This window comes from Desulfovibrio biadhensis (assembly GCF_055388615.1).
On sequence record NZ_AP042477.1, the window covers coordinates 453,078 to 467,740 of the forward strand.

Below are 14,663 nucleotides of genomic sequence, written 5' to 3' on the forward strand. Positions count from 1 at the left end.
CACACTGCGGGGGGCAAAGGAGCACACCCATGACACATGCAGACATACAAGACAGGGCCGCCGGCGCGCTGCTGGGCGCATGGATAGGCGACGCCCTGGGCCTGGGGCCCCACTGGTACTACGACCTGGACGAAATGCACCGCGATTACGGCACGTGGATCAGCGGCTATACCGATCCAAAACCAGGGCGGTATCACGAGGGCATGCATGCCGGCCAACTCTCCCAGGCAGGATTCATTCTCGAACTGACAGTCCGCTCCCTGCTTGATCGTGGCGAATACGATCAGGCCGACTTTTGCCAACGCATGGACCAGGAGCTGTTCCCCCTGCTGAATGGAGAACCAGCCAACGGCCCAGGCGGCTACACCAGCCAGTCCATCCGCGAAGCCTGGCGTCGACGGGTCCAACAAGGGCTGGCCTGGGGGGAAACCGGAGGGCACGCGGATACCACAGAGGCCATAGAACGCACCCTGGCCATTGCTATACGCTATGCGCTTCAGCCAAAACGTCTGGCCACCGCCATCAGTGAAAACACGGTGCTTACCCAGGCAGATGATGTTGTCGTGTCCATGACCGTGGCTTATGGCGCGGTATTGGCCATGCTGGTGCAAGGGCGCACCCTGGGAACCGATCTCTCCATGCAACTGATGGCGCTTGTGAAAAGCGGAGAACTTCCCTTCCATGCCGTGACCCGCGAAGGCATGCAGGCCCCTCGCCCAGGCGATCCTGACCCTCCACGGGTAGGGCGCTTTGCATCACCTGACGCCCTGCTCTCCCCAAGCTTCATGGCCCGGGCCGCAGCAGACCCGGAAATCCGCATAGAACCCGCCTGGAAAGTGTCCCTGGTCTATGGAATGCCCTGCGCCATCTACCACATGTTGCCCGCCGCATACTACCTGGCTGCCCGCTTTCACGACGACTTCGAGTCGGCCGTGCTCCATTCGCTCAACGGGGGCGGTCAAAATCAGGCACGCACCATACTGACAGGAGCACTCGCCGGTGCGCAAACAGGACTTTCACGCATCCCGGCACGCTTCATAGAAGGTTTGGAAAAAGGTCCGGAACTTGTGGAAATGGCCAAAAATCTGGCGCGTCAGGCAACCAGCTAAGCCTGACAGCACACAATGGACACCTCCCATGAGCACTGACAAACAAAAGCATTGCAAATCCCTGTATATCTCCCATGGTGCTGGCCCCTTGCCGGTGCTGGGAGACGCCAGACATGTGGAAATGGTCGAAAACCTGAAACACCTGGCCGCTCTTATCCAGAAACCCAAAGCCATCATACTTGTCAGCGCCCATTGGGAAGCTGTGCAGCCCACCATCACAAGCGGCGATTCGCCCCCTTTGTTTTTTGATTACTATGGATTTCCTCAGGAGGCGTATACCCTCGAATATCCGGCGAAAGGCAGTTCCAAGCTGGAGGCGCAGCTTGTCGACGCACTGGATAAGGGTGGTTTTCTCTGCGATCAGGACACCACAAGAGGCTTTGACCACGGCATGTTCATTCCCTTGCTGCTCATGTATCCGGAAGCGGATGTGCCGTGTGTGCAGCTATCCTTGCTCCAGGGGCTGGACCCTGCGGCCCATATGCATCTTGGGGAGACGTTGGCAAAATTCCATGAACAAGATGTGCTGGTGATCGGCTCCGGCTTTTCATTTCACAACATGCGTGCCTTTTTTAGCCCGGATACGCCCCAAACCAGAGAACAGAATGCGACTTTTGACTCCTGGTTGCAGGAAACCTGCTCCAGCAAAGAAATGGACGAAACCGTGCGGCAGGAGCGGCTGAAAAATTGGGAAACTGCCCCCCATGCACGCTATTGTCACCCCAGGGAAGAACACCTGTTGCCCTTGCACGTGTGTTACGGCGTGGCGGGGGGACCTGCCACAAAAGTTTTTGATCTGGAGATCTTCGGCAAAAAGGCGAGCGCTTTTTTATGGTGATGGCCATCAGGCAGATAGCGCACAAAAGGAGGGAAAAGAGAAACCACTGATGCGCCCTCCTGAGGTGCCCTATTGAGGCGATAGACTCTTGCTTTCCTCGATGTGTGAAAGCAGACTTTTCATTTCACCAAAATTTACTGGTTTGGCCAGATAATCGTCCATGCCAGCGCTCAAAAAGCGCTCCCTGTCACCAGCCATGGCATGGGCCGTCAGCGCGACAATCGGTATTCCTGCCTTGTCCCTGCCCGCAGTGCCGTTTCTTATAGCGCGCGTTGCCTCGATGCCGCTCATCACCGGCATTTGAATGTCCATAAGCACCAGGTCCAGCTTCTCACTGGTCATGGTGTGCAGCGCTTCTTCCCCATTCATGGCCAAAAATACTTCATGCCCCAGCTTCTTGAGCATTACTTTCATGGAAAACAGACTTGCCTCGTCATCTTCCACCACAAGAATGTGCAGTTTATTGTCCGCGTAGGATTCAATGTCCTTTTTACCGGTTTCTTTTGCACGTGATGCCAAGACTTTTAGGGGCAACGAAATGTAAAATGTCGTCCCTTCATCAGGACTGCTCTCAATAGCCATGTTGCCTTCCATCATCTTGATCAATCTGTTCACGATGGAAAGTCCAAGTCCTGCACCCTGATATTTCCGGGCCAGGGAACCATCTGCCTGCACAAAGGGCTGGAAGATATTGTCCAGCTTGTCTGCTGGTATGCCTATGCCTGTATCCTGAACTGTGATCAGCGTACGCTGCATGCCCTCCCGCACTGGCCCCAAGGGGCTCACATCAACCCGGATTTCACCTTTTTCCGTGAATTTCACGGCATTGCCTACCAAGTTTATCAGAACCTGCCGCACGCGTGTTTCATCACAAACAACCTCGCTGGGCATTTCAGGCGAAATGTTTATTTCCAATGCAATTTTTTTTCGCTGCACATCCACGGTGAAAATATCCTTAACGGATTTGGAGAGAGCGTGCAGGTTGCATGGCGCTGCTTGCAATTCAAGCATGCCGGCCTCGATACGGGAAAGATCCAGTATATCCGTCAGCAATTCTGTCAGCCGCCGGGAAGAGCCGATGGCAACCTGAATGTATTCTTCCTGTTCTGCAGAAGGTTCTGTGGATTCAAGGAGTTGCAGCATGCCCAAAACGCCATTGAGGGGCGTGCGGATTTCGTGGCTCATGTTTGCCAGAAATTCAGATTTTGCGCGATTGGCGCGCTCGGCCTGTTCCTTGGCCTCACGCAAGCCCGACTCTGCCTGCAAGCGTGGGGTTATGTCATTGAGCACCAGATGAATGTAGGCAATTTCATCCAGGATGATGCTCCCGGCAAAGGCTTCCACGTCCCGCACCTGGCCTTCTGCGACATATTGCTTCAAGACTGCGTAGCTTGCATCCCTTTCCGGACGGAAGATTTCGATCCCCTGAGGTGAATCGGCTTGCGAAGCATCGAGGGCGTTCCAGTATATCGGGCGTTTTTTCAATTCCTTAAACCCGTAGAACTCCCTGGCGCTCGGGTTGGCGTCGTGAATCCTGCCGCTTTCACGCTCGATGAGAACCTGCATGGAAGGGTTGTTCGTAAACATGGCGGCGTAAATAGCTTCGCGAAGTTTGATCCGCAAAAAATCCCGCTGTAGTTTTGCCCGATTCGTAAACTGCTTGGCGGCGTACAGCAGCACCGAGGTTATCACGATCAAGGAAACGCCGAACTGCAACATCATACGCGCGACCGAATCCCTCCACCCCGCAAGCAGACTATCCGTGCTTGCAGCTGCCCCCACATAAAAAGGAAAACGGTTGAGCTGTGTGGTGGCGAAGATGCCCTTGTCGATGCGCACCAACTTTGAGCCGCCCTGCAAATAAAAGGATTTGTCCAACGAGGAAAAATAGGTTTCTTCGTCCAGGACATTGGGGAAGTAGGAGCTGCCCCCCCCCATGCTGCTCCACGACGTCAACACATCGAGATTGTTGTTGTACAGCAGTATGATGTTGGCGCTCTGCGTCCGCAGGTCTTGGTACTGGCTGAAAAGGGAAAAGCTGGAAAGTTCCGCCACAAGAAGCCCAAGAAATTCACCGTTATCACTTTCTATGCGACGACTCAGATAGATCGACGGCTGATCGTCGGTAAAAGCCGCGGAAAAGACCATGAATCCCTGCATGGAATTTTGCTGTTCCAAGAAGAATGCCTGCTTTTCAGGCGTGGGGATGCCCCCGCGAATACTGCCTTGCTTGAAAAGGATCGTGCCGTCAGCTGCAAACAGCTGGATGGAGGTGGAGTCCGGGAATTGGGGGAGTTTTCGTCGAATGGCTGTGGTCAGGCTGCCTATTCTTTTTGAAGCAACGCTTTGCTTGAAGGCGTCCATTTCAGTAATCGCCATCATGCCCAAATCGATGATCCGTAGTCGATTGCCGATTTGCGTCGCCAACTGCTGCGATTCATTGCTTATCCGTTGTTCGGCAAGGGCCAGGGATGCCTGTCTCTGCTGGGCCAGAAAGTAATAAATAAGTACCAACCCGCCAACAACGACCACGGCGTAGATCGCGAACCAGAATATGAGGAATTTTCGCTCTTGGAGTATGGTCATACTGTATGCACCCTTCTGGAATCCAGCGCCCCCGAAGCCTTCCTCTTGCTTTTCACACTGCAATCACGCGTATCTAAAAAACAGCCTATTTCCCAAGTACGTGCATGGCCCGGGCATACAGGGCTGCATCAACGCCAAGCAGGGAAATCATCTCATCCTGCATTTCCATCAGCCGCGACCGCCAAGCTCGTATTTCGTCCTTATCTGGCGTTACGATTGTCATTCCATTTGCTACCAGATCCTGACGAGCGTCTTGCTGCGCCTTGAGCGCCATTTCACGCTCCCAGGCTGCGCTTCCATTCCAGATGTCCACTATGAGACTGCGCACATCCTGGGGTAGATGCCGCCAGACCCTGCTGGCGATCATTGGCACATACATGGGGAAATATTCCCCATCTTCCAGGCAGTAGGACAATCCATTGTTCCATAGCGCTGCGCTGCGTACGGTTTCATGGGTGGTGAGCACGCCATCCACTTCCCTGTTATCCAGCCAGAGGGGAAAGTCGGGCCAGGCAATGGAAACCACCCTGGCGCCGGCATATTCCAAACGCATTTCATTGGCTCTGCCCCCAGCCACCCGCATTTTCAAGCCATCGATATCCCAAAAACTTTCAAGCTTTCTATCCAGTGTATAAAGATGGGCGTGCCCCAAATCAAGCCAATGGCCCGGCACTGCAACACCAAGGAAATCTTCTACCCGTTTGTTCAACTCTTCCCCAACATCGCTGGCGAGTACTGCGTGGGTATCCTCTGCCGACCGACCGTAAAAGTATGGCAACAGGAACATCCCCACGTCAGGAACAAAGCGGGCGACATGCCATGTGCCTGGTACAGCCATTTCCACTTTACCCTCAGAAAGGGCGCTGAACACGTCTTTATCGCGGAACATGCTGGCATTGTCGCGAAATTCGACCCTGAGCACTCCCTTTGTCTTCTCGGCAAGTTCCTCTGCAAAACGGCGTACCGCCCGAGCCTGGATATGGTTGGAATCGTTTTCTACAGAGATGCGGAACAGAATGTGTGCAGCACGCGCGCGGTCTGCTGGAGCAACAAGCAGCCCGCACCCCAATATAAAGAGTAACAACCACGCTGAAAAACGGGGAATCATGAAAACTCCTTAGCATAACCGCCACAACATGACCATGGCAGGTGGGGAATGGAGAATATCTTTCCGGAAAACAAGGTGAGACTTTCCAAAGGCATGGCGCGACCTCAAACTGAGCACCCTAATTCAATTGAAAAAATCACCATATAAATCAAAACCTTGTATACAAACGAAAAAATGAATACTTTTTTAATATTTAATTCAAAAAAAGGCGCAGCGACATTATTATTCATTTCAGCCTACAGCTTCTATCTGCCAAAATCAGCCAGAACACACAATACGAAGACCTAAAGTAAACTCCCGGCGCTTACAGGCCAGACGCCTCAATTCCAATCATAATATTTCCCGCATCTTTTCGGGTATGCCCTTGTGTTTGTCATTTTGCCTTACAAAGGCATTCCGGTGAAAAGCACCTTTATACCAGTTGTGATCATCCACCCTGTTGCTGCGTGTGGCAGGAAACAGATTGACGCGATTGGAACATGGTCGCCACAAAAAACACGTAAAAAAAATGCAATACAGGCAAACTTCAAAGGTGGGGGCACGTTAATTTTAAAAACAACCAAACAGCATAAAAACTATTCTAAGGATTTTATATGCCCAGAATCTTATCTCTTCTCCTTTCCGTTGTACTTCTTTGCACATTGAGCGCATGTCTGTACTCGTTTAGCACCGATTATCGCTTTCCCCTTGAGCAGTGCGCAGAGGTAGCTGACCTGGACAATGCCATACTCTATGGAATCAACAAGAAGGGAAAGCGGATCGACATGTTCTCCATCGAGAAAAGTTCCGATTCAAAAGAATACACTTACAAAAACATACGGGATAAAGCTGCCGGAACCGTGCGGTTTATCGAACTTGAGGATGCAGTGTACCTTGTCCAGCTTTTGGAGAAAAAGAAATCCAAGGAAAAACTAATCACCACAATCATCAAGATCGACGGTGATAAACTGTTTTTCTACCCAGGCAAGGGGTATAAGGACGTGCGCAGCAAGATAGTGGCGGCAGGATTTCCCGAGGAGCGCATCCGCCACAAGAATCCCAAAAGGGACGAGCAGGCAATGTTGGTTGACCTTGCTTCAGAAGAAGATTTGGAGCAGTTCGTGGACGCCTTGAAATCTATCGCAGCAGATATTCCCTTTTCAGAAGAAATCGAGGGCGAAAAAGTTTACATGACCATTGAGCAGCAATAACGCGCATCATGACCACCGCCCCAGGCATCATCCGGCCTTCTAAACAAAAAAAACGGAGAGCCCTTCCACAGGACTCCCCGCTTTTTTAACAATACGATCTCTATCTATTCTTAGGCAGGCTTCACGATCTCAAACACAGTCTTTTTGAGAGCGTCTTTGCCCGAAGCGCTGTAGGTGTTGTAGAGTTCCATAATGGAAGCCTGAGAAAACACGTAGTTGCGCAGGGAGTTGAATTTCTGTCCCTTCAGATCGCTCTCACTCATGCCGTAGGAGGACATTGCGATCTCGCCCAGGGCAGGAATGGTCCACTTGGCGGCGGGCACGGTGAGAATCCAGTCGTGGTCGCCCAGGTGGCAAACAAAACCTTCCATGCGGCGGGGCAGCGGCAGGGTCTTGCCATCTTCAGCCAGCAGGCCGGCAGCCACGGGGTCCTTGCCCAAAAGACCGCTGGCGGCCTTGATCCAGTTCACCGGGCCCTGTTCATCGGAAGCAAACCCGGGATGATTGTGCGCGCAGGCCTGGGCCACACACACCGAAGCCGGCAGGCCCCGGTGGATGGATTCAGCCACGCCGAGGGGGTGGTGCTGCCCGGTGCCGGCCAAGGGCACTTCGGTACGGGACTCGCCGTCTTTGCCCCACTGAAATACCCAGGGCTTATGCAAGTCGTGCAGAGCCTGAGAGGCGATGACCACGTCACGATCCAGGTCAAAGCCGTAGGTCTTCTGGTAGGTGTCATACAGCGCCAGAGAAAGCATCATGTTGGCGGCGGTATGGGTCACTACGCCGCCGGGATATGCATGGTGGCTTTGATAGCCGCTGCCCGGCGCGGACAAAAACGCCTGGGGAGCCTTGTCGGCACTGCCCGCAGGCAGGAAATCCTCGATGCTGGCTTTTTCCACAAACCCCATGGAGGCCATGCGCTCGTAAGCTTCCTTGCGGTTGCCGGCATCCGCCAAGTCAGAGAGCATTGTTGGGGCGGGATTCTCCAGAATACCCTTGACGCCTTTCTTGATGGCGGGGTCTTGAATGGAAACCACAACAGACATCAGATAGGCATAGCTGTCCTTGACCAGCTTGGACTGGCCGGCCATGTCTTCGGCCTTCATGTCCATGCAATCGGCCAGGGTCACCTGTTTTACGTCTGCAAGGCTGAACTTGGGCATGGCCACCACGGCGGCGGTCGCCACAGCACCCATCATCAAAAAATTTCTTCTGCTAACACCTTCAGGGTTCATTTCCCGTTCCTCCATAATTTCAAGGAAATTCAAAAGAATGTCTCAACTCCAATGACCCCATACTCACCCATGGACATGTTACCTACGTGGCACTGCAATGACTAAAAGGTGAAGAATCTGTTGCATTACGTCTTCAAAATAACCCTTAAATTACAGCCATTTCAAACATACAGCCTATGCAATAATCACCAGAATGGAGGAACGTTTCCGGTGCTTTGCATTTTTTACATGTCTTTTTAGACATATAACAATGAATAATGTCTGTTGCCCCTCTGCATAGCGAGAATGAATTGTTAAAATGTGCGCCCTTTTGCTATCAAAAATGAATATACCCTATAAAAGGAGATACTCATGAAGCTGAAAAGTATTGTTTTTCTTGGCGCCCTGTTTGTCGTCCTTGTGGCTGCTTCCGCTGCTTTCGCTGGAGATTTCAATTACATCGAGGCAGAACAGGTCAAGACAATGATCGAGAAGGGGCACCCCATGCACCTGGTGGACATCCAGGTAGAAGAAGAGTTCAACGACCATCACATCAAGGGCGCCATCAAAACTACGGCCTACCCTGTAAAGTCGGACGAAGACAAAGCCAAGCTGGAGGACGTGACCGCAAAAGCCAAGCAGGACAAGAATCCTGTGGTCATAATTTGCCCTCGCGGGAAGGGCGGCGCCGAGCGTACCTATAACTACATGAAGGATAACGGCATCGCTGAAGAGCGTCTGCTTATTCTGGAAGATGGCCAGGCCGGTTGGCCCTACCCTGAGTTGCTTGAAAAATAGCCGCACATCATTGGCATAAAAAACGCCCCTTTCCTGAAAAACAGGTAAGGGGCGTTTTATTTTCCCTTCTGCCGGCAGCGCCTTTTATAGCGCCACCACCTGTTTGCCAACCATGGCGCCGCTACGCTGGCGCAAATGCGCATTCCTGATATTGTCTGCGCTCAATCCCTGAATGGTTTCCGCCCTGGTGGCGCGGATGCTTCCTGCGTCAATAAGCCGGGCCACGTTTTCCAGGATAGCTCCCTGACGCGCCATATCCTCTGTCTGGAACAAGGAGCGCGCGAACATGAATTCCCAGCAAATCCTGACGCTTTTTTGCTTGAATACCCGTATGTCCAAGGGACCGGAGGGGTCATCAATAAGACAGATGCGTCCCTGCGGCTTGACGACTTCCGCCATGGCGCTCCAGTGCTCTTCCATATGGGTGGTGCAAAAGACAGCATTCACATTGGGCATGCCGGCAGCTGCCATATTGGCGGGCAAGTCATCGCGCCCCACCACGATGGAAGCCCCGTTTTCGCGGCACCAGGCCGCAGACTCCGGCCTTCCCGCCGTGGCGACCACCGTAATGCCAGCCCAGGAAGCCAGCTGCGTAATCATGGACCCCACGCCTCCGGCCCCACCAATGACAAGCAGACTGCTCCCTGTATTGGCGCCCTCTTTTGGAGTGAACTCCAGTCTGTCAAACAAACCTTCCCAGGCAGTCACACTGGTCAGGGGCAGGCTTGCAGCATCGACCGGGGAAAGGCTGTCAGGCGCCGGGCCTACCAGACGCTCGTCCACAAGTTGATAGGCTGCATTGCTGCCGTCGCGGGTCATGTCGCCAGCATAAAAGACCTGCTGCCCCACGGTGAAGCGGCTGACATCTTTCCCCACACCAACCACTTCCCCGCAGGCATCCCATCCAAGAATACGCCGCTGCCCCTGTTCGAGGCGGTCGAAGATCTTGGTATCCACGGGGTTGATAGCCAGGGCCTTGACCTTGACCAGAATATCCTTGCCTTCCGCCACCGGGACAGGGCGTTCTTCTTCGATGAAAGCTTCCGCCCCTTCAGGAGAGGCGCCTCCGATTGCAACAATGACCTTCATATGTATTCTCCTTGAATGCGTGTAAAAGTACTAGAATAGATCGAACGTGGGATTGCTGCAATGTGTGAGACATAATTTCCTGACTGATCTTGAAAAAATCTAACTACCAGCCTCACAACTGAAACAAAAATCATGTAATGTTTGACAATCAGGTATTATACCCAACGTGCGAAATGAACATCTTTCGCGTAAAGGGGGCTGTTCGTCAGATTCAGGCCATTAACTCGAAAGACGCTTGCCCCAATACGGAGAGCAAGCTATTATTACCTTGTCATAAAAAGTTATATTCGAGGTTGCATATACGTTACTATCCGCCTGTATTTCAAACGCAGACTGCGCTTCTATTGCTGGCGGACATATTTTTATGGCAGAGAAAAATAAAAGAGGGGGGATCGTTGCGAGCTTTCACGGCCTTTGCTTTGATCGTGCTTCTGCATACATTTTCTTTGGAAAATGCTTCTGCCCAGGAATTGGCGCCGCTTCCGGATGCGGATGGCATCCGGAAGGTGATTGCGGTTGGCCCTTCATGGAAAAGTTTCACCAATGAAGATGGTACGGGACTCTATCATGAGATATTGAATAAGGTCTTCGCGCTCTACCACATCACCGTGCAGCGTCAGTATGTCCCTTCAGAACGGGGGCTGCAGCTCATCGCCAATGGCGAGGCCGACTTCCAAACATGCTATGACAGCATTCCTCTGCCGTATGTGCTGGCCAAAGTGCCCATGTACGAAAACGCCTACTATGTCTTTTTCAACAAGCAGCGCATAGGCGCATGGCAAGGAAACGACTCATTGCGGGGGCGCAAAATTGTCTGCCGCATTGGATACTATTCGGAAAACAATTTTAAAGTTCCGGTGCTGCTGCATAAAGTTAAAACAGGAACAGCGGCCCTTGCCATGGTTCTTCTCGGACGCATGGATTTTTACGTCGACGACCTGAAACTCATCCAGGAATCCATAGCCAAATCAGAAATAAAATTCGATCACGATGCCTACGCCACGGAAAAAATCGGCTCTCGCGCCTATTTCCCTGTTTTTGCAGAGACGAAGCGGTCTGCAAAAGTCATGGAACTTTACGAAGCCGGTATGCGTCGGTTGCATGAAACAAATGAACTTGAAGCGATTTATCGCAAATGGGGGCACCCATACCCCCAGTTTGATAAATATTGAGCTGCCGCGCTCCTTGTGTACTGCACATGAAAACGTATCACATCCCCTTTCGCGAAAGCATAGCCGGACGCCTTGTAATCGTCCTGACTGCTGTCTATGTGCTGATCACCATTGTGCTCACTACCCTGCAAGTGGGGGCTGAGTTCCGCATAGTCAAAAACGCCGTGCTCGAAGAACTGCACAACATGGGAAACGCCGTCAGCTCCGGACTGGCGGCTGCCTTATACAGTGTAGACGAGGAACAGGTTGCTGCCATTCTCTCCGGCCTTGAAGCCAGTAATTCCATCATGATCGTACGTGTGCAGCGTCAATTTCAACCGGACATAACCATCGGACATCTGCACTCTTCTCAAGACGCTGCGACCGCCCCCTCTTCCATGAACGATACGGACTTCCAAGTTACCATCCCCCTCAAATACGCCCAATTGGATGGCGATACGGTGAAGGTAGGGGTGCTCACTTTGCAATCAAGCGCGCAAATAGTGTTCGGAAAAGTGCGCTCAGGCCTGTTCGCCATATTGATGACGTCGGCCATCAAGCTGCTCTGCGTCTGCCTGGTCATCTTTCTTCTCGGCAAGCGGCTTGTTTCACGCCCTTTGGAAGAAATGACCCAGGCCGTCACCAAAGTCTCCATGGAGACTCCAGAATGCTGACAAACCCTCGCCAATCGGCGAGGGTTTTCTTATACTATCTTCATGCTAAAGCCGCCCAAAAATCAGCAGGTGAAAATGGAGTTTGTTTCGATCAACGAACTTGTCCCCATGAATCATCTGCTTCGCAAAATTGCCAAGGTTATTGATTTCTCCTTTATTCATGAGCTCACCAAGGATTTGTATTGCGAGGGCAATGGCCGTCCGGCCATTGAACCGGTGGTGCTCTTCAAAATGCTATTCATCGGCTATCTGTTTGGCATCCGCAGCGAGCGTCAGCTTGTCAAGGAAATCCAGGTCAATGTTGCCTATCGCTGGTTCCTTGGCCTGGGATTGCAGGACAAAGTGCCCGATGCCAGCACCATCAGCCAAAACCGGCGGCGCAGATTTAACGACACCAGCGTTGCCCAGGACATTTTTGACGGTATAGTGTTCCAGGCCATGAAAAAGAGGCTTGTCGGCGGACACACGCTTTACACCGATTCCACCCACCTGAAAGCCAACGCCAACAAGCATAAATTTACGGAAAAGCTCGTTGCCCAAAGCACGAAGTCATACTTGGGCGAACTTGAAGACGCCGTGGAGGAAGACAGGCGCAGGCATGGAAAGAAACCGCTGAAGCAGGACAACCGCGAAGCGGGGTCCAAGCGGATCAAGCAGAGCACAACCGATCCGGACAGCGGGTACATGGTACGCGAGGGCAAGCCTAAGGGCTTCTTTTACTTGGATCATCGCACTGTGGACAGCCGACACAACATTATCACCGACAGTTACGTAACTCCGGCCTCGGTGCATGACAGCATGCCCTATCTCGATCGGCTGGACCGACAAATCAACCGCTTCGGCTTTGCTGTGAAGCACGTCGGCCTCGATGCAGGATATTTCACCTCACACATTTGCAAGACGCTGGAAGAAAAGCATATTTATGGTGTCATTGGCTATCGTCGTCCCACTCGTCGCAAAGGGATGCTCCCCAAACGCGCCTTTGAATACCTGCCGGACAAGGACTGCTATCTTTGCCCCGAAGGCCAGGAGCTTCACTACTCCACCACCAACCGCGAAGGATATCGTCTCTATGACTCGTTACCAAAGATTTGCCGCCGCTGTCCGTTACTGAAAGAGTGCACAACAAACCGGAATTGCAAGAAAACAGTGACACGCCATGTGTGGCGGGAATACGTGGATACGGTGGATGCGCACCGGCTCACGGAATTCGGAAAAAGAATCTATGCTCGCCGGAAAGAGACCGTAGAGCGCAGCTTTGCCGACGCCAAACAACTGCACGGGCAACGCTATGCTCGGTTCTGCGGCCTGGCTAAGGTCCAGGTTCAAAGCCTGCTTTCCGCCACATGTCAAAACATGAAGAAAATGGCCTTGCTGCTGGCCCCTTTGGAGCTGTCATACAAATATTTGCAGCCCAAATGCCTGTACTTTCTACCTCAGTCTCTCTGTCTCGTTCGATTGGGGCCGATCGAGCCAACATCCCAGCTGGCAGCGGCCTGAAAAGAAATCGGTTCATAAAAACAAACCCCACTTTGCAAAAAGCGGGGTTTGTCAATGAGCTGAAGTCTCCATGGAGACTCCTTTGCTCCAACGCGTGAACTTGCACGCCAAGGGATTGCGAGAGCTTGGCACGCTGCAGGATGCCTTCAACGCCATGCTTGCGCGTATAAATGAACACCGTATCGCCAGGGAAGAAGCCGAAGAAAAATATCAGAGTATTTACCAAAATGCAGTGGAAGGCATATTTCAGTCCACTCCCAAAGGCCAATTTGTCGATGCGAACCCCGCCTTGGCAAGGATTCTTGGATACGACAGCCCAGAAGACCTGATAAGCTCCATAAACGACTTGCAGCATCAGGTGTATGTGCATGCGGAAGACCGTATTCGTTTCATGGAGCGACTGCGCAAGGGGGAAAACGTAACCGATTTTGAGGCCCAGACCTATCGCAAGGATGGCAGCGTGGTGTGGACAGCCTTGAACGCCAGGCCAATCTTCAATGCAGCGGGTGAACTTGTTCTTATCGAGGGAATGTCTGCGGATGTGACCGAACGCAAAAAGGCCGAAAGCGCCATGAAACTGGCCGTGGAAGCCGCGGAAGAAGCAAGCCGCATGAAATCCAACTTCATTTCCATGGTCACCCATGAGTTGCGAACGCCCCTGACCTCCGTGATGGGTTTCGCCAAAATGATCACCAAAAAACTAGCGGCCGATATTCTCCCCAAATTGCCAGAAGATGATCCAGCCTGCCAAAAGGCTGCACGTCAGGTAGTGGATAATCTTTCCGTCATTGTCCACGAGAGTAAACGGCTTTCGAATCTTATCAGCGAGGTTTTAGATCTTTCTCGTATGGAATCTGGCAACATGAAACTGCACATTACAAAGGTGGATCTTTCCCAGGCGCTGGACAGAGCCTTTTCTTCCGTAGGCTTTCTGCTGGAAGAAAAGGGACTTACTTGTACCAAGAATGTTGCGCCCGATATGCCGCTCGTAGAAGCTGATGAAGACCGCATCGTGCAGGTATGCATCAATCTGTTGGCCAATGCTGTCAAATTCACCCACGAAGGGGGCATTACCTGCCGACTGGAGCATACTGCAACCGAGGTGCGCGTTAACGTACAAGACACCGGGGCAGGTATTTCTGCAGAAGATCAGAAGGAAATCTTCAACAAATTCAAGCAACTTGGAGATACGCTAACTGACCGCCCCCAAGGCACAGGCCTGGGGCTGGCAATCTCAAAAGAAATAGTCGAGCAACATGGAGGGAGGATTTACGTGGAGTCTGCCCCTGGTCAGGGGAGCACCTTTGTTTTTACTCTCCCTTTGCGGCAGAAAAAAGTCTGAGTTCTCGTTTGACAATATCCCCCTGCTCCCCCTAGGAAGCAGACTGGATGGCGCAGCCACTGGC

General features: G+C 52.3%; 12 protein-coding genes. 8 read left to right on the forward strand and 4 right to left on the reverse strand.

Annotation, left to right across the window (positions count from 1 at the left end; translation table 11 throughout):
- Positions 1–29: 29 nt before the first annotated feature.
- Complete coding sequence (locus ACZ5EH_RS01965) at positions 30–1,109, forward strand: ADP-ribosylglycohydrolase family protein (protein ID WP_464276464.1); 1,080 nt, start codon at positions 30–32, stop codon at positions 1,107–1,109.
- Between the two features lie 28 nt (positions 1,110–1,137).
- On the forward strand, positions 1,138–1,947 hold the full coding sequence (locus ACZ5EH_RS01970) for a DODA-type extradiol aromatic ring-opening family dioxygenase (RefSeq protein ID WP_464276465.1): 810 nt from the start codon (positions 1,138–1,140) through the stop codon (positions 1,945–1,947).
- Between the two features lie 69 nt (positions 1,948–2,016).
- Here ACZ5EH_RS01970 and ACZ5EH_RS01975 read toward each other — a convergent pair whose 3' ends face one another.
- Both ACZ5EH_RS01975 and dctP read right to left on the reverse strand, forming a co-directional pair.
- A complete protein-coding gene (locus ACZ5EH_RS01975; RefSeq protein WP_464276466.1) occupies positions 2,017–4,533 on the reverse strand; it encodes an ATP-binding protein in 2,517 nt (838 codons plus the stop codon).
- Positions 4,534–4,618: 85 nt separating this feature from the next.
- The gene (gene dctP, locus ACZ5EH_RS01980; protein ID WP_464276467.1) at positions 4,619–5,641 is read right to left on the reverse strand and encodes a TRAP transporter substrate-binding protein DctP; all 1,023 of its coding nucleotides are present in this window, start codon (positions 5,639–5,641) and stop codon (positions 4,619–4,621) included.
- Positions 5,642–6,234: 593 nt separating this feature from the next.
- Between dctP and ACZ5EH_RS01985 the strand changes: the two genes are divergently transcribed.
- Positions 6,235–6,831: a hypothetical protein gene (locus ACZ5EH_RS01985; protein ID WP_464276468.1), complete on the forward strand. Its 597-nt coding sequence runs from the start codon at positions 6,235–6,237 to the stop codon at positions 6,829–6,831.
- Between the two features lie 110 nt (positions 6,832–6,941).
- Here the strand turns inward: ACZ5EH_RS01985 and ACZ5EH_RS01990 are convergent, their stop codons facing one another.
- Entirely contained in the window at positions 6,942–8,066 is a 1,125-nt protein-coding gene (locus ACZ5EH_RS01990; protein WP_464276469.1) for a metal-dependent phosphohydrolase, read from the reverse strand.
- A gap of 351 nt (positions 8,067–8,417) precedes the next feature.
- Between ACZ5EH_RS01990 and ACZ5EH_RS01995 the strand changes: the two genes are divergently transcribed.
- Positions 8,418–8,843 (forward strand): rhodanese-like domain-containing protein, encoded by a 426-nt coding sequence (locus tag ACZ5EH_RS01995; protein WP_464276470.1) that lies wholly within the window; start codon positions 8,418–8,420, stop codon positions 8,841–8,843.
- An 84-nt stretch (positions 8,844–8,927) separates the two neighbouring features.
- On the opposite strand, the gene ACZ5EH_RS02000 is transcribed toward ACZ5EH_RS01995, so the two are convergent.
- Positions 8,928–9,932 carry a zinc-binding alcohol dehydrogenase family protein gene (locus ACZ5EH_RS02000; RefSeq protein WP_464276471.1) on the reverse strand — a complete coding sequence of 335 codons (1,005 nt, stop codon included), beginning with the start codon at positions 9,930–9,932 and terminating at the stop codon, positions 8,928–8,930.
- A gap of 395 nt (positions 9,933–10,327) precedes the next feature.
- Between ACZ5EH_RS02000 and ACZ5EH_RS02005 the strand changes: the two genes are divergently transcribed.
- From ACZ5EH_RS02005 to ACZ5EH_RS02020, 4 genes are all read left to right on the forward strand, one after another.
- A complete protein-coding gene (locus tag ACZ5EH_RS02005; RefSeq protein WP_464276472.1) occupies positions 10,328–11,104 on the forward strand; it encodes a substrate-binding periplasmic protein in 777 nt (258 codons plus the stop codon).
- 26 nt (positions 11,105–11,130) lie between these two features.
- Positions 11,131–11,757 carry a hypothetical protein gene (locus tag ACZ5EH_RS02010; protein ID WP_464276473.1) on the forward strand — a complete coding sequence of 209 codons (627 nt, stop codon included), beginning with the start codon at positions 11,131–11,133 and terminating at the stop codon, positions 11,755–11,757.
- Positions 11,758–11,799: 42 nt separating this feature from the next.
- A complete protein-coding gene (locus tag ACZ5EH_RS02015) occupies positions 11,800–13,257 on the forward strand; it encodes an IS1182 family transposase (RefSeq protein WP_464275709.1) in 1,458 nt (485 codons plus the stop codon).
- A 70-nt stretch (positions 13,258–13,327) separates the two neighbouring features.
- On the forward strand, positions 13,328–14,599 hold the full coding sequence (locus ACZ5EH_RS02020; protein ID WP_464276474.1) for a sensor histidine kinase: 1,272 nt from the start codon (positions 13,328–13,330) through the stop codon (positions 14,597–14,599).
- The last annotated feature ends 64 nt before the right edge of the window (positions 14,600–14,663 follow it).

What these genes read in the sequence shown, in the direction of transcription:
- ACZ5EH_RS02010 (WP_464276473.1), top strand. Translation starts at nt 11,131, where the DNA reads ATGAAAACGTATCACATCCCCTTTCGCGAAAGCATAGCCGGACGCCTT.
- ACZ5EH_RS01995 (WP_464276470.1), top strand. Translation starts at nt 8,418, where the DNA reads ATGAAGCTGAAAAGTATTGTTTTTCTTGGCGCCCTGTTTGTCGTCCTT.
- ACZ5EH_RS01975 (WP_464276466.1), bottom strand. Translation starts at nt 4,533, where the DNA reads ATGACCATACTCCAAGAGCGAAAATTCCTCATATTCTGGTTCGCGATC.
- ACZ5EH_RS01985 (WP_464276468.1), top strand. Translation starts at nt 6,235, where the DNA reads ATGCCCAGAATCTTATCTCTTCTCCTTTCCGTTGTACTTCTTTGCACA.
- ACZ5EH_RS01965 (WP_464276464.1), top strand. Translation starts at nt 30, where the DNA reads ATGACACATGCAGACATACAAGACAGGGCCGCCGGCGCGCTGCTGGGC.
- ACZ5EH_RS02020 (WP_464276474.1), top strand. Translation starts at nt 13,328, where the DNA reads ATGGAGACTCCTTTGCTCCAACGCGTGAACTTGCACGCCAAGGGATTG.
- ACZ5EH_RS02000 (WP_464276471.1), bottom strand. Translation starts at nt 9,932, where the DNA reads ATGAAGGTCATTGTTGCAATCGGAGGCGCCTCTCCTGAAGGGGCGGAA.
- ACZ5EH_RS01970 (WP_464276465.1), top strand. Translation starts at nt 1,138, where the DNA reads ATGAGCACTGACAAACAAAAGCATTGCAAATCCCTGTATATCTCCCAT.
- ACZ5EH_RS01990 (WP_464276469.1), bottom strand. Translation starts at nt 8,066, where the DNA reads ATGAACCCTGAAGGTGTTAGCAGAAGAAATTTTTTGATGATGGGTGCT.
- dctP (WP_464276467.1), bottom strand. Translation starts at nt 5,641, where the DNA reads ATGATTCCCCGTTTTTCAGCGTGGTTGTTACTCTTTATATTGGGGTGC.
- ACZ5EH_RS02015 (WP_464275709.1), top strand. Translation starts at nt 11,800, where the DNA reads ATGCTAAAGCCGCCCAAAAATCAGCAGGTGAAAATGGAGTTTGTTTCG.